This is a genomic window from Gluconobacter sp. P1D12_c, assembly GCF_018812105.1.
In the GTDB taxonomy this organism is placed as follows: domain Bacteria; phylum Pseudomonadota; class Alphaproteobacteria; order Acetobacterales; family Acetobacteraceae; genus Gluconobacter; species Gluconobacter oxydans_A.
Genome location: NZ_JACSIQ010000002.1, coordinates 174,262 through 198,468 on the forward strand (window position 1 = coordinate 174,262; position 24,207 = coordinate 198,468).

14 protein-coding genes and 2 pseudogenes are annotated in these 24,207 nt (G+C 51.7%); 10 read left to right on the forward strand and 6 right to left on the reverse strand.

The features are described from left to right. Nucleotides 1-110: 110 nt before the first annotated feature. The 5 genes and pseudogenes from KP705_RS02720 to KP705_RS21405 all read left to right on the forward strand — a co-directional run. The gene (locus tag KP705_RS02720; protein ID WP_046902124.1) at nucleotides 111-377 is read left to right on the forward strand and encodes a metal-sensing transcriptional repressor; all 267 of its coding nucleotides are present in this window, start codon (nucleotides 111-113) and stop codon (nucleotides 375-377) included. Nucleotides 378-389: 12 nt separating this feature from the next. Then, nucleotides 390-1,661: a TolC family protein gene (locus tag KP705_RS02725; RefSeq protein ID WP_308267182.1), complete on the forward strand. Its 1,272-nt coding sequence runs from the start codon at nucleotides 390-392 to the stop codon at nucleotides 1,659-1,661. A gap of 182 nt (nucleotides 1,662-1,843) precedes the next feature. Continuing rightward, nucleotides 1,844-2,815, forward strand: a complete 972-nt coding sequence (locus tag KP705_RS02730; protein WP_252348196.1) for an efflux RND transporter periplasmic adaptor subunit — start codon at nucleotides 1,844-1,846, stop codon at nucleotides 2,813-2,815. Between the two features lie 3 nt (nucleotides 2,816-2,818). Beyond that, entirely contained in the window at nucleotides 2,819-5,914 is a 3,096-nt protein-coding gene (locus tag KP705_RS02735; RefSeq protein WP_046901809.1) for an efflux RND transporter permease subunit, read from the forward strand. Between the two features lie 261 nt (nucleotides 5,915-6,175). Continuing rightward, a pseudogene (locus tag KP705_RS21405) lies at nucleotides 6,176-6,310 on the forward strand (IS5/IS1182 family transposase); the annotation flags it as partial. Between the two features lie 852 nt (nucleotides 6,311-7,162). Here the strand turns inward: KP705_RS21405 and KP705_RS02745 are convergent. From KP705_RS02745 to KP705_RS02760, 4 genes and pseudogenes are all read right to left on the reverse strand, one after another. Next, a pseudogene (locus KP705_RS02745) lies at nucleotides 7,163-8,504 on the reverse strand (MFS transporter). Between the two features lie 52 nt (nucleotides 8,505-8,556). Then, a complete protein-coding gene (locus KP705_RS20870) occupies nucleotides 8,557-10,224 on the reverse strand; it encodes an FAD-dependent oxidoreductase (RefSeq protein WP_046901812.1) in 1,668 nt (555 codons plus the stop codon). After that, the gene (locus tag KP705_RS02755; protein ID WP_046901813.1) at nucleotides 10,221-11,165 is read right to left on the reverse strand and encodes a sugar phosphate isomerase/epimerase; all 945 of its coding nucleotides are present in this window, start codon (nucleotides 11,163-11,165) and stop codon (nucleotides 10,221-10,223) included. The genes KP705_RS20870 and KP705_RS02755 overlap by 4 nt, the downstream gene beginning before the upstream one ends. A gap of 314 nt (nucleotides 11,166-11,479) precedes the next feature. Then, complete coding sequence (locus KP705_RS02760) at nucleotides 11,480-12,388, reverse strand: ROK family protein (protein ID WP_046901814.1); 909 nt, start codon at nucleotides 12,386-12,388, stop codon at nucleotides 11,480-11,482. A 216-nt stretch (nucleotides 12,389-12,604) separates the two neighbouring features. Between KP705_RS02760 and KP705_RS02765 the strand changes: the two genes are divergently transcribed. From KP705_RS02765 to nagB, 4 genes are all read left to right on the forward strand, one after another. Then, on the forward strand, nucleotides 12,605-13,744 hold the full coding sequence (locus KP705_RS02765; RefSeq protein WP_046901815.1) for an ROK family transcriptional regulator: 1,140 nt from the start codon (nucleotides 12,605-12,607) through the stop codon (nucleotides 13,742-13,744). A 206-nt stretch (nucleotides 13,745-13,950) separates the two neighbouring features. Next, nucleotides 13,951-16,371, forward strand: a complete 2,421-nt coding sequence (locus KP705_RS02770; RefSeq protein WP_215763968.1) for a TonB-dependent receptor — start codon at nucleotides 13,951-13,953, stop codon at nucleotides 16,369-16,371. Nucleotides 16,372-16,493: 122 nt separating this feature from the next. Continuing rightward, nucleotides 16,494-17,744 carry a glucose/galactose MFS transporter gene (gluP, locus tag KP705_RS02775; RefSeq protein ID WP_215763969.1) on the forward strand — a complete coding sequence of 417 codons (1,251 nt, stop codon included), beginning with the start codon at nucleotides 16,494-16,496 and terminating at the stop codon, nucleotides 17,742-17,744. Next, nucleotides 17,741-18,538, forward strand: coding sequence for a glucosamine-6-phosphate deaminase (nagB, locus tag KP705_RS02780; protein ID WP_215763970.1), 798 nt, complete (start codon nucleotides 17,741-17,743; stop codon nucleotides 18,536-18,538). The genes gluP and nagB overlap by 4 nt, the downstream gene beginning before the upstream one ends. Before the next feature lie 125 nt (nucleotides 18,539-18,663). On the opposite strand, the gene KP705_RS02785 is transcribed toward nagB, so the two are convergent. After that, nucleotides 18,664-20,880: a beta-N-acetylhexosaminidase gene (locus tag KP705_RS02785; RefSeq protein WP_215763971.1), complete on the reverse strand. Its 2,217-nt coding sequence runs from the start codon at nucleotides 20,878-20,880 to the stop codon at nucleotides 18,664-18,666. Nucleotides 20,881-21,787: 907 nt separating this feature from the next. Here KP705_RS02785 and KP705_RS02790 point away from each other — a divergent pair. Further along, nucleotides 21,788-23,080, forward strand: coding sequence for an NAD(P)/FAD-dependent oxidoreductase (locus KP705_RS02790; protein WP_215763972.1), 1,293 nt, complete (start codon nucleotides 21,788-21,790; stop codon nucleotides 23,078-23,080). Nucleotides 23,081-23,089: 9 nt separating this feature from the next. On the opposite strand, the gene KP705_RS02795 is transcribed toward KP705_RS02790, so the two are convergent. Next, nucleotides 23,090-24,202, reverse strand: coding sequence for a CDP-glycerol glycerophosphotransferase family protein (locus KP705_RS02795; RefSeq protein ID WP_215763973.1), 1,113 nt, complete (start codon nucleotides 24,200-24,202; stop codon nucleotides 23,090-23,092). Nucleotides 24,203-24,207 lie beyond the last annotated feature (5 nt).

Consider the following 24,207-nt stretch of genomic DNA (forward strand, 5'->3'; position numbering starts at 1 on the left):
CATTATGCTTGGAGGCGACAAGGACATGGAGAGCCACGCTTGATAAATTTTGTGCCCACAAGCGAAAGTTGGACTTTACGACCCCCTCCCCCTCAGGGTAGGGAATGGACATGGCACACGAGACACACACTTTCATCAAACCTCGCCTCAAGCAGGCTCACGGCCACATCGCCAAAGTTATAGAGATGATGGAGGAAGGACGCTCCTGTCCTGAGCTTGCTCAACAGCTTGCGGCTATCGAAAGCACCATCCGTGGTGCCAAGCGCTTGCTGGTGCAGGATCATCTGGAACGGTGCATTGTTGATGCCGTCGCCGATGGCAAGATGAGCCGCGAGGACGCCATTCAGGAATTTTCTTTCCTTGTGAAATACTTTTAAGGAACGAGACAGGTGCGGTTTCCAGCACATATCTGCTTCGTGGTGCCGCGCAGAATGGCACTTGCCTGCCTGTTGTCAGTCGGCTGGTTTCCGACAGTTGCTCTTAGTGCAGACGACGCGGTTATTCCGCTCCATACAGCTCTGGGGGCTGCCTGGGACAACGATCCAGTCCGCCAGGAGCTAGCCACTAACGCTCAATCTGCCGATGCCCGCGCAGCAGCCGCCAAGTCCTGGTTTGCGGGAGGTCCGATCCTGACGGCAAGCTACAGCGATGATCGGGCGTCAGGGACAAATCTGGGATACATTACGTGGCAAGGTGGCGTGTCAGTGCCGCTCTGGCTTCCTGGCCAAGGAAGTGCCACCGAGCACCTGGCTCAGGCGGATGCCAAAGCCGCTCTTGCTCGCGTTGAAGTGGAGCGCATGGCAATTGCTGTACGCGTGCTGGAACAGAGTGGTGCGGCCATTTTGGCTGATCGCCGCGTCATAGCAGCGCATATGCTCGTGCGGTCGATGGAACATATTGCGTCTTTGACATCTCAGTCTAAGGCTCAAGGCGAAACGACCGGCGTTGAGATGCAAGCAGTCAATGCCCAGCTCGCGGACATTCGCTCTGAGCTTGCTGAAGCGGAAGAAAATCAAACCCAGACCCGCGCCGAGTTACTGTCTCTTCTGGGTATTCCAGGTCTTCCTGATATTCTGTCCGCACAGGCGCCGTGGCTTGCCCGGATCCCGACGGGCAATCTTCAGGCTCTGGAAAACCTTGATCCTCGCATACAGTCAGCTCACCGCGCTGTCGTGGCCGCCGAAGAAGACATGCATCTGGCCCGCTCCAGCTTCATGCCCAATCCTGAAATAGGGATCGATGCAATTGATGAGGGGCAATACGGCAGCCCCTGGGCGACACAGGTTGGCGTGAATGTGCGCGTCCCTCTTCCCAGCGATGTTACACATACGCCCCTTCTCTCTGCGGCTCGGGACCGTCTCGCCGCAGCGACGCGTGCTGAAGTTCAGGCACGCCGTGCCGTTCATACGGAACTTGTTCAGGTCATGGCGCGGGTGAAAGCGGCTCATGAAATGCTGCTGCAATCGCAGACAAGTGCATCCCAGACCATGAAGCGTGCAGATGCCATGGAACATTCATGGCGCCTTGGTGAGACACCACTCATTGAAGCACTACGCGCCAGAACGGATGCGTGGCGCGCTCTTCTAACCTTGAATCAGGCCGAGGTTGCCTGGCATAGCGCCATCGTGCGTATCTGTATTTCCACAGGGACACTGCCTTGAAAACCATACGCTTTTTGCCGATTTGTATGTTCGGTATCATGTCCGTGCCCTGTCAGGCGGAAACTCCTTCGTGGCTCAAGCCTGTCCATATGAGCGCCTTAGCGCAGCAAAGTGAAAACATCTCCGTCTCACCGGTCAGATACGGCGAACTTCACGCGCTCCTACCTGCAATGGCCAGTGTTATGGCCAATTCAACGCATTCGGTGATGATCAGACCTGCAGGAAGCGGCAAGGTTACTGAAGTTCTGGTCACGCCAGGCGCACGCGTCCAGAAAGGGCAAGTGCTAATTACATATACTGATCATTCCCTGCATGAACTCTATCTCGAACAGGGGCAGAGCAATGCGGCATTAAGTTCGGCCCGGGCGGCAGTCTCAGAAGCTGAAAAAGCTTATCAACGAGGGCGCTCCCTGAGTGGCACAACCGTCTCATCAGGGGAAGTCCTGCGTCGTTTGGCTATGCTCCAGCAGGCACAGGCCACATTGGCCGCAAAGCGCGCTGATAGTGAGACCATCAAGCATCGTCTTGAAGAAGAATTCACCTCCGCAACAGAGACGATCGGGCATGGTGAAGACTCCCGGCTGATTTCCCCCGTAGATGGCGTCGTTCAGAACGTTGGTGTTGCCGTTGCTGACGATGTTACGAGCGGCGATGTCGTAGCAAATGTAACAGACCTCTCATCAGTCTGGATCGTTGCGAGCATTCGACCAGAGGACGCGCAGGATCTCGTTATTGGGGGACGCTTTTCTGTTCGTCCGTCAGGTCATATGAAACAACCGCCCGTCTTTGCGAAGATCAGCACTATTAACGATGTGGCGGATGCTGACACAGGGTTGCTTCGGGTTATTGGTACGTTTGATAAACCTGCCGTTAATCTCAGACCCGGCACAATGCTTGATGCGACACTTGAGACTGCACAAGCTGCCAAAGGAATTATTGTACCGGCCACCGCCATACAGCAGTTCAATGGCCATGACCTGGTCTACACACCTTCTGGGGGCACTCTCTTCCAGCCTCATGACGTGCACATACTGCTCTCAACGGACGACGAAGCAGTCGTACAGAGCGATCTGCCTCCCGACAGTAAAGTCGTAAGCAGCGGTAGCTTTGCCCTCAAAAGCGCGGCCATTTTTTCAGCTTCGAGCGGCGACTGAAATATGCTGGCGTTCATTCAGAAAAATACCTTTCTCCTATTCGGCCTTGTCGCCGCAATGCTGGTCGGTGGTCTTCTCACTATTCCCGGTTTGCCCGTGGAACCAGTGCCAGACATCTCTCCCCGTCAGGTCATGGTTTCTGTTACGGCACCAGGCCTCGCAACGGAGGAAGTTGAAAAACTTATCACCTTTCCGCTTGAGACAAACCTCACAGGGATACCCGGAGTAACTGATCTTCGGTCTGTGTCTCGTACGGGTGTGTCCGCTGTCTATCTGCAGTTCTCGGATGCAACAGACATTGATCTGGATCGAACACGGGTCAGTCAGCGTCTGCAACAGGCGCGGGATACGATCTCGGTTCCCGGGATATCCATCACGATGGGCCCTCTTGCCACCGGTATGGGCGAGATCATGCAGATTCAGATCATGGGAGCGGGCTATTCCCTCACCGATCTGAATCGGATCATGACGTGGACCGTTGTGCCTCAACTGAAGCTCGTTCCGGGCGTCGTTGACGTCAATGTCAATGGTGGCGCGGAAGAGACCTTCGAACTGACGCTCGACCCGTCCAGAATGGTTGCATACGGCGTTTCCATACGGGACATCGATCAGGCTATCGAGACCAATAACGCATCGTCCGGTGGAGGCTGGATTGCTCATCACGACGAACAGCAGGTAATTGTCGCTCGTGCGCGGGTGACGGGCCTCGACGCATTCGGCCTGATACCCGTCAAGATGGGCCCCCGTGGGCACGTCATTCGGATCCGCGATATGGGGAAAGTTGCTCTCGGCTCCCGTACGCGTCTGGGTGCCGTGACGCGTGACGGTAAGGGCGAGATCGTCAATGGCGTCGTGCTGATGCAAAATGGGGCCAGCTCAAATGCCACTCTGGACGCCATCAATGCAGCCCTGCCAGAAATTCGGCAGTCCCTTCCCCCCGGAATCAAACTTGACCCATTTTATACGCGCGCCAGCCTGACCTCTGAAACAATCGGAACGGTCAAGGAAAACCTGGTGATCGGCGCTATTCTGGTGATTGGCGTTCTGATTGTTGTCCTGGGCGACTGGCGAGCTGCCTTTGTCATTGCGTCTGTTATCCCGGCAGCCCTGATCTTCGCCATGGCGGGTATGCGGTGGTTTGGCGTATCCGCCAATCTGCTGAGCCTCGGTGCCATAGATTTCGGCATGATCGTCGACAGTTCGCTCGTCGTCGTGGAGCATCTTTTGGCCACCCGAGACAAAGCCACCAACAAGAACGATTTCAAAACACTCGCTCATCATGCACTTCTGAGTGTTATCCGCCCTGTCAGCTTCGCAATTTTCATCATCATTATCGTCTATCTTCCCATCCTTACCCTTCAGGGAATTGAGGGAAAGATGTTTAGGCCAATGGCCCAGACGGTTATTATGGCGCTGGTTGCGTCCCTTCTTTACTGCGTTATCTGCATCCCGACACTTGCGGCATTGGTCATGCGGTTTGGTCTGGTCGATCGGGAAACGCGCTTTGTGCGATTTGTACGCCGCTACTACGAACCCGCACTTGCCTGGAGCGAACACCACGCGAAACTCCTGACTGGCATTACACTCACAACATTCGCCATAGCTGTACTTGTTGCGTCACGCCTTGGCGGTGAGTTTGTTCCCCAGCTTGATGAAGGGTCTCTCCTCGTCACATCGCTACGGCTTCCGAGCGCCTCGCTGGATACAGTTTTACGGGGCGTGACTGAGGAAGAGCGTATTTTGAAGAGCTTCCCTGACGTTGCGACTGTGGTCAGCAACACGGGAACCTCGGCCATCCCCACAGATCCTATGGGTACCGCTGAAACAGATACGTTCGTGTTTCTCAAGCCCAGATCGGAATGGACAACGGCCGGGACTGAAGCTGGGCTTGTCAAAAAGATGAGCGCCGCCCTGAATGAGCGCCTGCCAGACGCAGATTACTCCTGGACGCAGCCTATCCAGATGCGAATGGACGACCTCCTTTCCGGCGTTAGAACACAGCTCGCAATTTCAATCTACGGAGATGACCTGGAGACACTGTCACGGCTGGCCAGTACAACGATCAAGGCAATCAACAGCGTCCCAGGTGCAGCAGATGTGAACTCCGCCAGTGAGGGCACGATGTCCTACATGCATGTTGACGTAGATCGGGATTCAGCGGCTCGTCTCGGTGTCAATGTCTCGGACATTCTTCAAACCGTAGAAGCCATCGGCGGCCATACAGGCACGTTCATTACTCTCGAAAACGCCATTATTCCGGCTCAGGTCCAGTTCGCGAGCGACGCTGTAAAATCCATGGATCGCGTGGGCAGGCTCCAGGTACGACGCGCAGATGGAGCCGGTTGGGTTCTGCTCAACGAAGTTGCCCATATTTCGCTCGTTGATGGGACGTCCCGCATAGATCGTGACAGCCTGCGCAGACGTATCATTGTACAGGCTAACGTCCGTGGGCGAGATGTCGCGAGCTTTGTGAAGGCCGCACAGGCAGCCGTTGAAAAGCAGGTTGTCCTGCCCCCGGGATACCGGATGTCCTGGGCGGGTCAGTTCCGGAACCTTGAATCTGCCAGCCGACGGCTTGCTATCGTCGTGCCAATCGCGCTTTCCCTTATTTTTATCCTTCTGGTGGCCGCACTTTCTTCTTTGGGTACAGCAGCTCTGGTGTTCGTCAACCTGCCCGTGGCCGCAACGGGCGGTATTCTGGCGCTCGCCATACGAGGTATGCCTTTCAGTATTGCAGCCGGTATTGGTTTCATTGCCCTGTTTGGCGTTGCCATCCTCAATGGTGTGGTCCTGGTGTCCCAGATCAGAACATATCGGGATGAAGGCATGGAGGCCGCTCAAGCAGCATTCGAGGCTGCTCGGGTTCGGTTGCGCCCCGTTATCGCAACCGCGTCCGTGGCGAGCCTGGGCTTTTTTCCTATGGCATTTTCCGGGAGTGCCGGAGCCGAAGTAGAACGGCCGCTGGCAACTGTCGTGATTGGTGGACTGGTGTCATCAACGCTACTCACGCTTCTGGTCCTCCCGTCCCTCTATGCGTTCTTTTTCAGCCGCCGGTCAGATTTAAAAAAGACCGAACCTACATCTTCAGCAAAACCATGATCATAACACATTGATTTAATTATAGAAGAATTATTTTTATTCTATAAGGAGACTGAAGATGAGAGATCTTTTTTTGCTGATGGACAAACAGATACAGTAGTTGCTGCCGTTCTTTCTTAAGAGCCATAACCACCCATCAGATTGATACCTGACGAGTGTAAGCAGCATCATTTGTGTCAATGGGAATGGCCTGCGCTGGCGTGATGCGTACTAGGAATACGGCCCACATAAGGCCCTCTATAACTGCTAGAAATATTGGGATCTCGCGGGGAATCTGTCAAATACGACAAGAAAAAATCTAAACACCGCAATTGCATCGAGACCATGTTCAGAAGGCTCAAGAACTGGCGCTGTGTCGCAACGCGCTACGACAGATGCACAACCGTCATGTTCTGACTATGGAACCTGAGTCTAAGCGAATTTTCCTTGATCCAGCTAGATCAAGCACCAATAAGTATGGATGCAACCAAAATAAATACTAACTGAATGAATATACACTAACAAATACAAATATCAATGGCGTATGGAATTCGGGTAATCTATATGGATGTAATTATTTCCACTATTCTTAACAATATCGTTAACGATGTCTATTACCCTTCTGCCGCTATGATCAACAGCATCAAATAGACTCTCTTCTGGGTGCATTTTGCACTCCTTATCTAACTGCTGAAACAAAGTTCCATAAAGCTGAGGTTTAGAGACGATATAAACAGATAGTATATTCAGATACGGCGCCATGGATCGTGTTATCGGGATAAGAAATTTTAATCCTGCAGGTTCTCGGTTATCATAATTTATCATACTTTTATTCATATAATCACGGCACTTCAGGTCATCTGAACCTTCTGCATGTGCATACTTTCCATTAAAATCAAACAAAAATATTAATGCTAGAAAAATGATATATAATTTAATCATTTGAAAGTATTCCCATTATCTGCGGTCATGGCTCTCAAAAAAGGCCGCAGACGCTCCGTTCGTTTGCCCGTCAGCCCCAAAAAGGTCGTTCATCTTGAGTCTCCTTGCAGAACCCAAATCAGATTTTCCTAATCAAATCAATGGGAATAATCCTAGAGATACTTTAGTAAATATATAATAAATACAAAAAATATCCCTCTACAAAATTACAATAACCATACATTATTAATTACAATGTAAGTTCTATATCTATAATATTATTATACTATAGATAGAGAAATTCGTAATCTCCGACATGACCGTTTATTTATTAGATGGAAGAACGTATCAAGAAGAATTAACAAGAAGTCCTTTCTCTGGTTTTTGAACAAATTTCCAGAGCATTAAGAGACCATACTGTATGATAACGGATATCAGGGGCAGAATAACAAATCCTGCGGTAACCCACGCAGCGGTACTCCGGTTTAGCACTGGAGACGTAGCGTCATAGTGACCATAGGACAGGCAGAGTGCCAGAACAAAGCCAGTGACTCCCATAGATACTTTTGAAATCAGTGTATTGATCGAATACGCCAGACCTGCAGCCCCGGTCCCGTCGACTGCACGGCCATTATCAATTGCTACTGCGAGAAAAACATACGATATGGGGGACATCAGCCCCTGCCCTAAAGCCAGCGCTACAAAAGCCATGAAAAAGCCCGGCAACCATGCTCCGCAAAGGAACATAGCTGCATAAGCTATGCCCTGGACCAATGTAGCCGCAAAAGCTGTCTTCATGATCCCGAAACGGCGCGAGCTTATTGGACAGAATGACGCTCCTGTAAAACTACAGACACTTGCAAGCGTCAGAACAGCTCCGCCCAAAGCATCAGTTCCAGCGAGCACACATTTTACATAGTAAATTGCAAACCCATAGAGTGCGGCAATGACAATAAACTGTTGAAATACGATAGCGTTGCAAATGAGCCAGAGCTTATTTTTAAACAGTAATCTCAGAGTTTTACGGATGTCATGGCGCGCAGGAGTTGTCGGATAACGCGCAACACAATTTGTGGACACCATCCGCCATAGAACAATACCTACGCAGGAAAGCAGTAAGACGAATATTGTGATTCCCCGCTGTCGGTGAGCTATGCTCCCCCCCCCCGCCCAGCCACGTAATGGCGGGAATAGTCAATGCGGCAATACAGAACTGCCCAACCTGACAGCCCATCATTCTGAATGAATTCAGATCAACCCGTTCGCGTGCTGACTTGGTCATCATGGGAGCGAGCGCACCATAAGGCGTGTTGATACAGGAATATACGGCGCCGAATATAATATACGTTCCCCCTGCCCATAGTATTTTCCCCGTGGGCGAAAGTGGTAACGGCAGGAAACAAAAAAAATCAGCAATACCGAGCGGAATCGCCAAACTCCTGATCAGCGGCCGAATAAAGAGTCCACCTTTTCGATCCACTACCCAACCGATTGCTGGATCGCAGAACGCGTCGAACACGCGTGCAATGAGTAGGATCCAGGCGACAGAGGCTGCAGGAATACCGTAGATATCTGTGTAGTAAAACATCAGATATGCTGACGTTAGACCCCACATCAGATTGGAAGACAGGTCTCCACAACCATAGGCCACTTTTTCACGACGAGAGATCTCGTTTGGCTGGCCTGTCATTACGACTCTCCAATGGCAGATGGAAACTCTGAATGTGTTGCAGAACTCTGTTTTAGAGGCGCCCCGCTTTTAATTCTGTAGCCAGATGCTCACACGCCCGAATACTGAGTGCCATAACTGTTAACGTGGTGCCGAGTGATCCGCCTGTCGGGAAGCTGGATGCATCCGTGACATACAGGTTGGGCACTTCCCAGCATTGCCCATACGGATTCAGATATGAAGTCGCTGGGTCGCTTCCCATTCTTGCGCCACCACTTTCATGTATGGCGGCACCCACTACCAGACTTTTCGGAAACATTTTGCGCATGAACCACCGGATTGGCCAGACCTGTGCGGGATACATCCCAGCGCCCTTCTGCCCTAAACCTAAGGGGGAAGCCCAGAAATCAACCAACCCGCCGCCACTTTCGATCATGTCGGCACTATCCTGGATTTGGCGCTTTAACATCGCCTGCTCGTTTGAATGGATGCCGCAACTGATGTGAGGGAGAGGAATACCCCATCGATCCTTTCTGGAATAATTCAGCGTAATCCGATTGTCTTCATAAGGAAGCATTTCACCGAAGCACATCATGGTGACAGGTAGATATCCCTGCGCATCCGGTCCATCATAACGCCCAATCGACCCCTGATAGGTATAGCCACCGGTGAAAGAGGCATCGCGATGATTGGCGGTATTTTCATATCGAGGCACGTACATTCCCCCGGTCGTGCCAAATAACGGATGTTCTGGAAGAGTTTCCGGCTGGCCTTCACGCGCGATCGCAGGCCAGCGCCCAAACATCAGGCTGGCACATTGATCCATAAAATATCGGCCCAGGACGCCTGAACTGTTTCCGAGCCCGGAAGGATGTCTTGCACTACGGGAATTCAGAAGCAGCCGGACACTTTCAATGGGGGATGCGCAAACAACGACGGCTTTTGCGGAGATCGTGTGCCGTTTGCGAGTGCGGCGATGGACAAATGTTACGCCTGTCGCTCTTCCGCTGTCTGAATCGCTTTCAATCTTCTCCACAACCGCTTCAGACTGAAGTGTCGTGCGGCCACTCGCGAGAGCTGCTTCTAAGCCAGCAGGCAAAGGGGAGCTTTTGTAACGGTTGAACCGCCACGCCACTGTGTGTCGATCTGCCCACTGCGCCTTCAGAGCAGCTCGAAATCCTTTTTCTTCCGGCGTCAGGATAGCAGGCTCTGCCATGATTCCGTCGGGCGCGGTCTCTACACCATCATCATTCCCGCAAATTCCAAGGAAACGCTCTACTTTCTCGTAGAACGGCACAATGTCAGCGTAGGACAATGGCCAGTCTTCCGGTCCCGTTCCAAGACTTCGCCCTTTAAAGTCTGTATCGGACCAACGAAAAAGAACGCGCCCAAAGACGTGTAATCGGCCTCCTGTCTGCCTGCCCCGGATCCACAGAAACGGCCTGTCTTTCGGTGTCGTGTAGCCATGTGCCCAATCATTGACGAAAAGATGCCGGAGCTGCTCTTTAAAAAATGCGACGCGTGCTTGAATAGGCTGCCCCAAGAGCGTGGCCTTCACACGAGGAAAAAGGGCTGTATGAGACCAGTTTCGACCAGAACGTGGCTCGACATCAGATTGCTTAAGCCGCTGGCCAGCCTCCAGAACCAACACCGATAGACCCTGTTCGGCGAGTTCTTTTGCAGCGAAGCTTCCAGCGGCACCGGATCCCACAACGATCACATCATACCCGGTACGGTTCATGCAGACGTTCCTTCAAGACCGCCATAAATCGTGTTGATGAATTGAGCGCCATCTTTCAGGGCCTCTTCAGGATTAGCGCAGGAATCCATCTCCAGAATTGGGCCACATTTTAGGGGAGCTTTTTTTAACCGAGTGGCCAACTCCGCAAAATTGATGCTTCCCTGTCCTATCGGACGGAAATACGGTCGATGCTGGGCATAAATGGTCTCATTGATTTCAACGGAGATTGGCATCACACCTGACGCATCTTTCCAATGCATCGCCACCACACGTTCAAGATGTCGCTCCAGAAGTTTAACCGGATCTCCACCCTCAATGGTAATATGCGCCGGGTCCAGACAGAGAGAAACATAACGCGGGTCAGTTAGAAGCATAAACAGATCCACATCCCGTGGAGCGCATAAGACGGAATTTGCTTCGGTGTGCAATGCGAGAGCTACGCCTGCACGAGCAGTCACAGCCCCCATACGATTCAACAGATCCGCCATAGGTTGGGCAAGTGCCATATCGACAAACTGAATCGGCTCAGAAAGCCATGTCGTACGGCAAGGAAGGCCAACAACCAGCACTTTTCCGCCAACGGAAGACAGGAAAGCTGCTGCTTCGGCAACCGATGTGAGAATTTTTTCTTCTGTCGCGCGGTGTTCGGACAGTGGAATACGGTCGAGATCTGCGAAAAAGCTGGACCATATAGAAAGGCCTCTAATTCTCAGTTCCTGTACCAGATTTTCTTTGGAACCAAAGGCTGTAGTTGCGCTTTTCCAGTCAAATGGAGGAAATGTCAGCTCTATCCCGCTTACACCTGTTCCCGCCTGGGTATCCAGAATTTTCGTCCAAAAGAGGGAACGGTCTTTTTCTGCGAGACGTGCGATGTCGTCTTCGGAAGTTACCCCCCAAAACTCGGGATTATAGAACGTGATCAGATCAGTCCCGGTTTTCATATAGGCTCTTTCTGTTGCCGTCCTCTCAAGCTTAGGATCGGAATAGACGTGCTTAAGATGAATTTCATTATGAATAAGGAACGGATTGTGTGCAATCGTTTGCCATGAGGCACGTTACTGTAATTTTGCGGACACAGTGAGCTGAAAGTCAGGGCGGGTCTGACTGGGTTAAGTGGCTTGGGCGCGAAATAGTATCTTTTGTCTATCGCAAAAACTCAACGGGCCTGCCGCCGCGCATAACAACGCAAGAATGAGCCATGAAGAAATTATTTCCCAATACGAGAGACGAGTTCTCAAAAGTAATGGGGGTTTGCCTACACGTCAGTGAGGCAGGCTGCCCCCAGCAATCCGGCTTCCGTCCCGAGTGTTGCCTGAATAAGAAGTGGCGCTTCAGTCGGGTAAAGAATTTTCTCTCTCACGGCATGATCAATCGCCGCTATAAGGCTCTTGGAGTTGCCCAAGCCGCCGCCCACCGGAATGATCGTGCATCCCGTAATGTTAACGACATGCGCGAGAGCAGCAGAAACGTAAGACAGATAAACCGCCATCGTCCTTTCAGCTTGAAGATCTCCTCCTTCCCACGCCGTCAAAATGCTGCGGCTATCGGAAACGTCTCCTCCAGCCCAGAGGTGCAGGCGCTCAAGCGCTCGCGCTCCTGCTATTGTGTCCAAGCACCCTGCCTGCCCACATCCACACTTAAAGAGTGGAACAATATTTGAATGATCAGGCTCACAATTCATGAATGGCGGTGGCAGGACAGTAGGAGAATGTCCCCATTCGCCCGTGATGCCGCCTAGGCCAGTTACGATTTTCCCGCTGAGTATATGGCCGCCACCGATACCCGTTCCCAGAATAATACCAAATACGTTTTGGTGCCCCTTCGCGACACCAAATCTTGCTTCCGCCAGAGCGAAACAATCTGCATCATTGGCAATCAGAACTCGCCGACTAGCCTTGGCTTGTAAAAACTTCCGTAGGGATGCTTGCTTAAGGCAGGGAATATTGGCGGCATGGACAATGCCAGTTTCAGGATTTTCAACACCTGCAATAGCGATATGCAGGGGGACATCCGGCCATGGCCGACACAGTTCAACGAGAGCGTCCACAAATGCAGTCAGGTCATTAACTGGCGTCGGTACTGCGGTTCTGTGCTCTAGTTTACCTCCTGGCCTCACAGCGGCAAAATCGATGAATGAACCACCTATGTCTGCACAGAGAATCATATATGCGTCCGCTTAAGAATAAGGCAGCCTCGTCTGAAACGTGCAGTAGCAGTCTCGTAGGCGAAGCAATTTTAGTGAGGCAGATTCACCACGTTCGTTATCCGGTTAAAGAGCGAGACGTTCTTTGTAAATATGTTGATGTAATTCTGCGGTTTATAATTTAGAAAAAAAATTATCTCACCCTTAGCGTCTCCTGCGAGACGAGCAGGAAAACCAATGCTTTCAGCTGGCCACTACCAGATCCTCAGCACTCTCAGTCGTGAAGGCTCAAAAAGTCGAACCGAGCTGGCTCAATTCCTGGGGCTAAGCAAAGCAACTATTTCCGGATTGGTCCGAGATCTCCTCGACAAAGACATCCTTTCCGAGCGGGAACTCGTTTTCGGAGTAGGTCGGCCATCTGTCTCCCTGGCCGTCAGAGCGGATGCTGCCTGGTTCATAGGCATTTCCATGCAGGACGACCCGATGGTGCTCGTGCTGACCGATCTACACGGCACAGTACATGCACGTGTAGAACTGCCTCGGCCTACAGATCCAGATGAGTGCATCAGTGCCCTTGCCAGAGCAACTGAGCAACTCCGGCAGACCATGGGAGAAGCTGGAGACAAGCTTTCAGGGATTGGAATTGCGCTTCCCGGGTTCGTCTCTCGAGACAGACATACCTGCGTCGCTTGCACTGCCCTGGGCTGGCGGGACGTCAACATCGGCACGGCCATGGCAGAGAAGACCGGGCTACCGACATGGGTTGAAAACGATGCCAAAGCTCTGATCCTTGGTGAGGAACTCTTTGGGCCGCTCAGAGGGAGCCCCGATTTTAGCATGGTTTTCGTCAGCCACGGCATCGGCTGTGCACATATCGTTAACGGAAAACTACTCTGGGGCAACTCGGGCGGAGCCGGAGAAATCTCACACGCCCCGGTAACGCTGGAAAATTCCGATGCCCTTCCCTGCCGCTGCGGTAACAAAGGGTGCCTGGAGACAGTTGCTTCCCTGCTCGCCATCTCTAATTCAGCGCGAAAGATCGGGCTTCCAACCAGCGCTCAAGAGCTCACAACCTTGGCTACAAGCGGCAACCCTGAAGCACTGACAATTCTGCATCGCGCAGGATCGGCCATGGGTATCGCGACAGCGCAACTCATCCAGATGCTGGATCCAAGCCATGTTGTCGTGATGCTCGACACAGCACTGAGAAACGGGGTCTACGGGCATGCACTTCTCCACGAAGCAGAATCCCACATTCTGAACCGCGTTGGTGCTCGCACCATGATCCATTTCCGCGATTTTGAACCAGATAGCTTTGCGAGAGGGGCAGCAAGTTTGGCCGCGCGATATTTCATTTTTGGCCAAGACGACGTTTGAACCCACCACAGACAAAAGAAACCACCAAAATTCGTGCCTTTTTAGCAACAGTTTTGAATGCAGATCGAAAATTGTTTTGTTCGCATTATGAATTAAGTTTCCCTTCTTTGAGACCTATTGCGTACTAAAACACGGCTCTGCATGATGATTGCCATAAAGAAACGAAAGATCGGCGCTGAGACGGGCCGTAGAGTGGAGTTGTCACAATGCGCATAACATTCCGTCAGCTTTTGGTTTCCTGTGTCACGATGGCCAGCCTAGTGAGCGCAAGTGCAAACGCACAGGATAACAAAGCTGCCCCCGCCTCATCCAAGGGTTCCTCAACCACCAAGGCTTCTGCCACGTCGCGACATTCCAACTCTTCAAGCCCAGGCCCTTCCGTTCTTGGGCAATTCACCCCGTCGGTAGAAGAGATTTCCGTTACAACCCATTCCCTATCAGCCACGGGTGTTACGAACCGTACCCCTGGCGGCGGCCTCATGCCGCATCAGACGGCTCCGCGGTCCCAGAGTGGAATCACTCGTGACTTTATCGCCAAGCAGTCGCCCTCTTCCAATATCACGTCACTGGTGGCGGACCTTCCTGGCGTTACCGTTTCGAGCCAGGATCCCTACGGCATTACTGGCGATCATATTCAGATGCGGGGCCTGAACCAGACGCAGATCGGCTACCTGTTCGAAGGGGCTCCCCTCGCCGATCCGATCAATTATGCGCCTTATACCAGCACGCTGGTTGATACGGAGAACCTTGGGGCTGTTACGGTTTCTCAGGGATCGCCCGACCTGAATGCACCATTCTATAATGCTGTCGGTGGGCAGATCACAGCGTCGGCTCTCAATCCATCGAAAAAAGCTGGTGGCTTTATCGATGTTGCTGGCGGGTCTTACAGCTTTAACAAAGAATTTCTTCGCCTCGAAACGGGTAATATTGGCAACTCAGGCATTCGTGGGTTCGTGTCATTCTCGCACACCAGTTATAATAATGGTGCCCGTGGACCAGGCGGACTATTCCGTTATCATGTCGATTCAAAGTTCGTAAAAGAGTGGGGCGATGGGAACAGCATCTCTGCAATGTTTTCCTATAACCGTCAGCAAACAACATCATGGCGGTCGCCAACAATGGCGCAGTGGAAGCAATATGGTGTCGGCTTTGCCTACTCCCCAACCTTTTCTCCGGGCAATGCCTCTTATTACAAGCTGAACCAACAGAACCTGAATCAGCAGCTTGTCGTCGTGCCGATGCACTTCACACTCTCAGATCACCTACATCTTCAGGTCACACCATACTACGTACACCAATTCGGCCCCTCTCTCGGTGGCGAAAACATTCCTGCGAGTGGCGGATATTACGGAACACAGCAATACGGCGATCTTAATCGTGGAACGGTTGTTAATGGAAACATCCTGACGTCCAGCCGTGACCCATGGAATCAGAAGACTGGCGGCCTCAATACTTCGGCAGACTGGAACATCAGCAGAAGCAATACGTTCTCGTTCGGTTGGTGGTATGCTTATACGACGCATGAAGAGCTTTCAGATTTCACGCCCGTTAGCGCAAACGGTGTTGGGCTCTCCGGTGGCGTGATCCGAGTAAACGGCAAGATCCTGTCTGGCTACGACCTGAACTTTATGCAGCAGGTTAACACGCTGTTTATTGCTGACACCCAGAAGCTCCTGAACGACAAACTGACGCTTAGCGCAGGCTTCCGGGTTGCCATGGTGTCGCGTCAGGGGACCAACCTGATTCCAGGCGCTGATCCATACAAGATGCAAGGCAATTATTTCGAGCCGCTGCCACAGTTCTCTGCCAGCTATCAGATCACCAAGCAGGATCAGATCTATATCAATGGCACCACGTCTTTCCGCGCACCAGAGTCTGTTGAAGCCTATTCGCAGATTTTTGATCCGAATTCAGCTCATGCTGTTATGCAGCCGCAGAGCCTGAAACCTGAATATTCGATCAGCGAAGAACTCGGCTATCGTCATCAGGACAAATTCTACAATTTTGCGATGTCACTGTTTAACATCAACATCACGAACCATCAGGTTACATCAACAGGATACATCCCGGGTACAAACATGATGGTTGCGTCTCCGATCAATATTGGCGGACAGACGTCTCGTGGTGTTCAGGCCGAATTTGGACTGGCACGCTGGCACCATTTCAGCCCCTACGTGTCCGGTCAGTTCCTGCACTCAACGTTTGATAATGACTTCAACACAGGCAGCGGCCTCCTGCCGACGGCCGGAAAGATCGCGGTTGGCGCACCGAAGTTCACCGCAGCAGTCGGCCTGAACTATGATGACGGGCACTTCTTCGGAAACTTTGATCTGCGGTATGTGGACTCCCAGTACACGACGTTCATGAACGACCAGAAGATGCCGTCGTACATTACGTCAAACATCGCACTTGGCTACCGTATGAACTCTTATGGGCGTATCAAGCACCCACAGATTCAGTTGAACCTCACCAATCTTGGCGACAACCATTATCTATCCGGTTCGAGCTACACCTCCAACGCCAAGGCCCATCTGACATCCACAGGTGCGACCGCAAGTGCCAGCGCACCAGTTTATTATGTCGGTGGCGTGTTCGCGGCGATGGTCTCGCTTTCCACAGGCTTCTAATTCCCACGACAGGCTGCTGATCACATCAATATTGGTCAGCAGCCTATTGAGAGGGCAATCTTTTGTTCAAGTTTCCCATATCGAGCCCCGCGGGGGCTTATGGATGGCGGCCTGTTCTTATCATGGCCGCCCTTTTTTTCAGCATAGGGTTTGTTACCTGGCTGAATGGGCCCCTTATCACTTTTGTGCAGGTTGCCTTCAACCTTAGTGACGTGGCGTCCTTTCTTGTTCCCGTGTGTTTTTATCTTGCATATTTTGTCTTTCCCCTTCCCGCGACCTTGCTATCCAAGCGGATTGGCTTGAGACATGGCCTGGTTGTATCGCTGGCCATTATGGCCGTTGGCACCGGCCTGTTCGGGGAGTGTGTCAACGCACGTTGGTATGCAGGGGCGCTCAGTGGATTGACTGTGATTGGCGCAGGTCTCTCCCTCCTTCAAATCACAATCAATCCCTATGTCAGCTTCCTTGGCGATCACGACCGTGCGGCTCAGCGAATTGCCATTATGGGGGTGGCGAACAAGTTCGCAGGCATTGTAGCCCCTGCCCTGTTCGCGGTTATTGTCATGCCGCACGTCGGAGAAGTTGCAGCCAGCATCCATAACACACCTGCCGGACCGGAACGCGACGCTATACTTACAGGCTTTACCAATGCCGTACATACGCCGTACCGCGTGATGGCTGGCCTGCTCGGGCTGTTGGCATTTCTTGTTGCGCGATCTTCTCTCCCTGAAATTACAATGGAGCAAGACGTTCTGGCCCAAAGTCCAGGGCGCCGCAGGAATTCGCTGAGACTAGCCACTGGGGTACTCGCCATGTTCCTCTACGTGGGTATCGAGGTTTTGGCAGGGGATGCGATTGGGCTTTTTGGGCGTTCTCATGGTCTCTCTCTCGATGTAACCAAGTACCTGACGGCCATGACGCTCGCATCAATGATGGCAGGATATCTTGTTGGTATGGTCGTCGTTCCGCGGTTTATTAGCCAGGAACGCTACATGATTGTGTCTTGCATCGTTGGGATCCTCATCTGCCTGATAGCGCTAACAACACATGGGATCGCACCCGTGTTGTGTGTAGCATTACTGGGCTTCACCAATGCCATGATCCTACCTGCCCTCTTCCCCATTGTACTCGCAGAAGCCGGTGCTGACGGCGCAAAGGCAACAGCCTTCCTGGTCATGGCCTTTTCCGGAGGCGCTGTGCTTCCTCAGATCTTTGTTCATCTGATCCCAGAGCTTGGAACAACTTCGGCCTTTATGGGACTAGTAATCCCCTCCTACCTCTTCATCGGGCTTTGGATGACTGTTATCCTGATAAAAACTCAGCCAACGCTCGCTAACCTTATTAAAACGCCTGCAGGAGCTCCCGAGGCATGAAAATCTTGATTTGCCCGGATGCGGCATCCGCTCAAACTGTCGCCGCCCATGTTTTGAAGCGTCAGATAGTGAAGAAACCTGCATCCGTTCTTGGGCTCGCAACCGGGCGCACAATGGAAGCAATCTATAAGCTTCTTGTCACGGAACACCGTGAAAGCAATTTGGATTTTTCGTCCGTAACAACATTCAATCTGGATGAATATATCGGGCTAGATGCTGCGAACGAGCAGTCTTACCATTATTACATGCATGAGCATTTGTTTTCGAAAGTTAATGTTTCGCCGAACAGCACGCACGTTCCTAATGGTGCGGCAAGTGACGTAGAAGCAGAAGCCAAAAACTACGAAGCCGCTATTGCTCAGGCTGGAGGTATCGACCTTCAACTTCTTGGGTTAGGCCAAAATGGACATATTGGGTTCAATGAACCCCTTTCCTCACTGAACTGCCGAACACGCGCCATCACTCTTGCTCAGACCACACTTGAGCAGAACGCGGAGATGTTTGGGGGCAACCCAGACAGCGTTCCCTCTCGGGCCATCACGATGGGAACAGCAACAATTCTTGAGTCACATATGGCTCTCATGGTCGTCACTGGCCCCGCTAAGGCGCAAATTGCAGCACAGATGATTGAAGGGCCGGTGACTGCAGCTGTGCCAGGATCAGCATTGCAATATCATCCATCGTGCCTAGTCATTTTAGATGAGGACGCAGCATCCGCGCTCGTTTTGCGAGAAGCAATCGATTGGCAAATGAAGCACGATCCTGAACTGATGGCTTTGATGGACTGTCTATAAGTCATAGCGGGGCAAGATTTTTATTCTCTGCCCCGTCAATTTTCATCAGGTTCTCGACCATAATAGAAACAGACGACTTAATCCGGCGCCGGGTATGAACCCCGTTGCGCCGGAAATAGCAAACCTTACCTGGCGCTTTGAACCAGTGCGTGAATTCCTGGAACGATAGCAATCAGCAAACCGCTCGGCGGAATAACGCGCTCCTTTCCTGCAAAGCTTGTCGGGTCAATCCACGTCAAATCCTGTTCCGCCAGCAACTGCTGAGCCTTTTTGTGCCAGGCATGGTTATGACCGCCAGCCTCCATCGCCTCCAGCCCGATCAGCGCCAATTGAGAGAGCTGCTTGGAGACAGGCTCTGCCAATTGGAGTTGAGGCGTCGTCGCAACTTGTTCATAAGCTGCATCATTAGCTGCCCAGACACTCAAGGAGGCTCGAAGCTGAGCGGCGGCACTCTTGTCCCCTGCGGCATAGCGCTTCGCCAGAGCGTTGAATTCTACGGCGCTGAAGCTATCCGGCGAAGCAATCGCGGCTGGACTTTTGAGCATCGCATCCCCTGTGGGGCCTGCCAAATGGTTCAACGCGTAGTTCTGTACCGGCACGGTTACGGACGTTAGCACCGTAAGTGGAGTAATGTTGCTCGGCGTGAGTTCTGCAATCATCCGGTCCGTATGCTCGCGCGCAAGAAGGCCCGTGCTCTCGAGTTCGTTCATGACAACGGGAAGCCTACGATACAGATCGTCAACATCCTGAACTGTTTCCGGCGACCAGAAGCGTTCAGCAATCGCTGCTGAACGCGGCCATAGCCGTGCATCCAGCATCTCATCAGATACAATTTCTGCCCACAATGGCGCTTCTCCGCCCAGGACCAACTTACGTTGGGCTTCGTTCAGAGGCGCCATATCCGGATCTGGAGCAAAAGCACGTTCCAGGCGATCCAACGTTTGATGACGCAGCCGCTCGGCATCTTCAGCGCTTATAGTAGCCGGGCGCGTCGCATCCGGATCAACGGCATAGTGGTTGGCTGACGAGTACAAAAGATCCAGATAGTATCCGGCAGACACTACTACCGGATGGCCAGCCTTCGTGGCAGATCCAGTCCATTTTGCGTTTCGCCAGACTTCAATCACAACATCTTTCGGGATAGGCGCTTCGCTAACTTCGTCCCAACCCATCATGATCTTGCCTTGCGCGGCCAAAGCCTTTTCAATCTTGGCCGTGAATGCTGCCTGAAGCGCCGGGACGTCCTTATATCCATTGGCCTTCATGTAAGAGACGATCGCCAGGTTATCCAGCCACTGCTGATCCTGAACCTCGTCCCCACCCGAATGGATGTAGCGATCCGGAAAAAGCTTTCCGATTTCGGCATAGAGATTTGCCGCAAAATCAATGACCTGCGGGCTGACCGGGTTCAGGGCTGCATTATTCAGGTTAGGTCTACGGTTGCAATGCGTTGTCGTCTGCCCATCCGCTGAACTCGTCGTACATGCTCTGCCCGCAGCATCAGTCACGAGCACGGGTTGCTGCGCTGCCAGCTCTGGGTAGGCTTGCAAGAGAGAGAGCGTATGGCCGGGAATGTCGATCTCCGGAACCACCCTGATCCCACGATCGGCAGCATATTGAACAATGCTCCGGACCTGAGATTGCGTATAATATTGGTGATGTGCGCCAACATCCTGAAGCTTCGGGTAACGAAGGCTCTGGATCCGGAAGCCCGTCCCATCACTCAGATGCCAGTGTAGAACGTTGAGCTTTGTGAGTTCCATCGCATCAAGCTGGCGCTCCATAGTCTCGACAGACATGAAATGTCGGGAGACATCAATCATGAGGCCACGCCAGGAAAACCGCGGAGCATCCCGAATATCGCCCTCAGCAATCTGGCGACCTGACGGACCTGCCTGCACAAGTTGCAGAAGAGTAGCGAGCCCGTGGATCACTCCTGCCGGTCCATCTGCCTCAAGTTGAATATTCTGCCCCTTTACGGACAGACTGTATCCTTCCCGTTCATCGACCGTCAGATACGAAGGGTCCTGCCCAGCTCGAATATGCAGAACGGTTTCGGGTTCAGTGTTACCGGAACCGCCATGTAATTTTTCCAGCCGACCGAGAAACCGGGCCACGGCTCGCTGCTCAAGGGCTATGGCTTTTCCGTCCCAAACGATCTTCACACCTTGAAATGGAACGGACCGACCGCTCAAAGTCATGTGCGCGGGAACAGGTAATAAAACCGGGCTGGAAGACAATGCCTCCTGGGATTGCGCATGCGCTTGAGACAAGGAAAATGCGCAGACACTACTGAGCAAGAACCCAGAAAGTGCGAGAGCGTGCTGAAGGCGTTTTTTCACAAACTGTTTTCCTGATCAGTTAGGAGAGATTTTCGCGGTTCACATAAAACGTCATGAGACTGGGTCTCGGGGGTGATCCGAAGACGTCATAACTGCATCAATGCGTCAGGCTCATCGATACAGTCGGGGATGATTAAAAAGGGAGATTTCTCAGCCATAATTTGGGGCAAAGTCTCTCATTCGACGTCATCTCTTCACTGCTCCCCCGAAAGATTTTTTGTATTCTTATTACGGGATAGGAATTAAATCTCTGTCAATAGATTTTCATGTTGCATTAACGATGCCGAGATTGTTTAGGCAGAAAACTTAATCAAGAGCGGATAAAGCTGCTCTCAAAGCCCTATTTGGGTTCACACACACCACAATTTTGAAGCTCGTGAATGACTTAGAAAACGATGCGTCCTCGTTTTTCATTAGTCGTTTGCTCTACTCAAAAGATAATTCTCTTCGCTTCAGCATGAGAGCACTGCCTGTAGAAAAACGGAGATGCATGATTTTTGAATCAAGGAAATCATTCTCGTGACATGTTTCCTTTGGAAGGAAAGACAGGCAACCCTTTGCACAGTCAAAGGCAGAAAAGAATGCTGTATTTTATGGATACAACAATCACTCGCAATGAATTTTCACAAAAATAATCGCAAATAATAGAGATATATATTCTAATTTCACATATATTTTATCAAAAAAATAGGTTTGTATTTCGATTTAAGGAAAGTAAATAATTGTGTATCCGCAATAAGCCTCGCGCGATAAATATGAAATCACCAGAATATTACTTTCTAGAATTTCAAAAAATTCTAATGTCCACCACAACGTTCGTGGCCAGTTCATCCGGCTTCTACTCTTCCCGGAAATGTTCTGTATCACTTCCTTGTGCCTGACTCCTATAAAGGGGGCGAGAAAATCAATGGCGTCTAAATCTGAAATTCTGATTGTTGGTGGTGGCGTTGCAGGCCTAGCCCTCGCGACGCGGCTTGGAAAAGCCATGGGAAAACCGGGAAAAGCCCGCATCACGCTGATCGACAAAAGCTTTTCCCATGTTTGGAAACCAATGCTCCACTGCTTTGCGTCAGGCACGGTGGGAAACGAAAACGATCGTATCAATTTCATCACCCAGGCCAGTGGTCATCATTTCGAGTTCTGGCCGGGAGAAGTTGTATCACTTGATCGAGAAAAGCATGAAGTTGTCCTAAGCCCTCTTCGTGCTTCCGATGGGACGGTGGTATTGGAAAGCCGAACCATTAAGTATGACACCATAGTCATCGCTATTGGCAGTTGCGCCAATGATTTCGGCACCCCAGGCGTCAAGGAACACTGTCTTTCCATTGATAATCTGGTCGAAGCAAATGCTTTCAACGAAAAATTTCGAATGGAACTTCTACGATCATTCGCGAACAATTCGGAATTGGATATTGCAATTGTCGGCGGCGGAGCAACAGGCACCCAACTCGCCGCAGAATTACACAAAGCACTCGAAATAGTCGGGCCCTATAACCTCCATGCCTTTGGCAAACCGCCACCCAAACTACGTGTCACTCTCCTCCAGTCAGGGCCACGTATTCTTCCGGCTTTTCCGGAAACAGTGTCCGCAGCCGCCCAACAGGAATTGGAACGGATTGGGGTAACGGTTCGAACATCAGCTCGCGTTGCGGGAGCAAACTCAACAGGATTTATCCTAAAGGACGGATCCCAAGTCTCGGCAAAGCTCCGGGTCTGGGCTGCAGGTGTAAAGGCTCCCGAAGTCACGACAACTTATGGCGGACTTGCTCTGAATAAAACCGGGCAGATCCTGGTCAATCCAAACCTGTCTTCAATCGCAGATGACAGGATCTTTGCCATGGGAGACTGCTCATTCATCGAGAATGACCCTCTCCCCGCAACTGCGCAGGTCGCCAGGCAGCAGGCTCGGCATCTCGCACGTTACCTGCCTGCCTGGATCGAAAAAGGCCAGAAGGTTCCAGCCTGTATTTTCCACAATAAGGGCGCCATCGTCGCCTTGGGGAAATACAATGGCTGGGCAGCCCTCCCTGGAGGCACCGTTTGGGGAGGAGGCATGTCGCATGGTTTGTCAGCGAGACTTGGGCACCTCATGCTCTATAGAAAGCATCAAGTGGAAATTTTTGGCCTCTATCGAGGTCTGATCTCTTGTTATTCGGACTGGGTGGAGGGTTTCGTACGGCCTTCTGTGCGACTGGACTAAACACCGCTATTAGCGGTTCAAGAGACCTCGGATAACATTTGCACCACGACGCGCTGCCCCCGGAGAACGATCGCCGAGCGACCTGTCAGCCATTTCTTTCTGGCGGTCACGATACAGTCTATGACGTTCGGGCGCGGCGCGGATGACATTCAGAAGATCCCTAGGGTCATCAACAACATCTCCAAAGTGCCAATGTGCAAAGTCAGGGTTGTTTTGCCAGTCAATCTGATGAGCATTCAGAAAAACGCACGGCCGAGGTGTCTCCAGAAACTCGTAAACCTGACTACTCACATCCCCTACGTAAATATCAGCGGCAGACGTGTACGTCATGTCGACACAGCGCTCAGATCCAGTGTCGATCAATATTTGATAACTACTTCGCTCATTCCAGCTATCCCGAACTGATTGCCTGCGCCGCCTGAACATCTTTGTATGCGGCGCAACAATCAAATTAAAATCAGATTGCTCCGAAAACTGCTCAAGCAGAGGCTCAATAAACCGTTTCCAGGATGACAGCCCCCTCGCCTTGTGAGCGTTGTAAAGCACCGTGGGGCGTTGAATAGAAAAGAACCGTGTTACATCCGGGAAAAGCTTGCAGGTCTCAAGCTTGACTGATCCGATCACTGAATGATTTTCAGGCTTGATCAGTGCGTTTTCCAGCATTCTTTGAGCCGATTTTTGGCCCGACAGAAGAACATGATCAAATGCTCTGACTTCGCTGGTGAAGCCACGGGCGCGATCACCGCAGCCATGTGGAATATAGATCAATTGAGGAGACGAAATGCCCAGTCGCCTCGCGGAAGCGACAGTATCCTCAACCGTCACAATGGCATCGTATCGATCCAGATCAGCAGCATTATCGCGCAGCACCATATCCTTGAACATTCCTAGGATACGGATGGACTGCATCGCAGCGGTCGGCAATGATCGACGAAGTGGCCGATACTCCATTTCAGGAGCTCCCGCCGCGTAACGAACTCTTTCTAGATGATATGGTGTTTCTGGATCGTTGTAAAAGTTTGTAATATTGATTTTGTCAGATTGAGCTAATTCCAGCGCAATTGCCGCAGCGTGATAACACTGATAAGATTCAGCAATGTACAGAAATGCAACGTTCTTCATGTCTA

Coding starts and splice junctions, on each gene's coding strand:
- gluP (WP_215763969.1), top strand. CDS start 16,494: ATGGCCGCCCTTTTTTTCAGCATAGGGTTTGTTACCTGGCTGAATGGG.
- KP705_RS02755 (WP_046901813.1), bottom strand. CDS start 11,165: ATGAAAACCGGGACTGATCTGATCACGTTCTATAATCCCGAGTTTTGG.
- KP705_RS02770 (WP_215763968.1), top strand. CDS start 13,951: ATGCGCATAACATTCCGTCAGCTTTTGGTTTCCTGTGTCACGATGGCC.
- KP705_RS02720 (WP_046902124.1), top strand. CDS start 111: ATGGCACACGAGACACACACTTTCATCAAACCTCGCCTCAAGCAGGCT.
- KP705_RS02765 (WP_046901815.1), top strand. CDS start 12,605: ATGCTTTCAGCTGGCCACTACCAGATCCTCAGCACTCTCAGTCGTGAA.
- KP705_RS02730 (WP_252348196.1), top strand. CDS start 1,844: ATGGCCAATTCAACGCATTCGGTGATGATCAGACCTGCAGGAAGCGGC.
- KP705_RS20870 (WP_046901812.1), bottom strand. CDS start 10,224: ATGAACCGTACCGGGTATGATGTGATCGTTGTGGGATCCGGTGCCGCT.
- KP705_RS02795 (WP_215763973.1), bottom strand. CDS start 24,202: ATGAAGAACGTTGCATTTCTGTACATTGCTGAATCTTATCAGTGTTAT.
- nagB (WP_215763970.1), top strand. CDS start 17,741: ATGAAAATCTTGATTTGCCCGGATGCGGCATCCGCTCAAACTGTCGCC.
- KP705_RS02790 (WP_215763972.1), top strand. CDS start 21,788: ATGGCGTCTAAATCTGAAATTCTGATTGTTGGTGGTGGCGTTGCAGGC.
- KP705_RS02760 (WP_046901814.1), bottom strand. CDS start 12,388: ATGATTCTCTGTGCAGACATAGGTGGTTCATTCATCGATTTTGCCGCT.
- KP705_RS02735 (WP_046901809.1), top strand. CDS start 2,819: ATGCTGGCGTTCATTCAGAAAAATACCTTTCTCCTATTCGGCCTTGTC.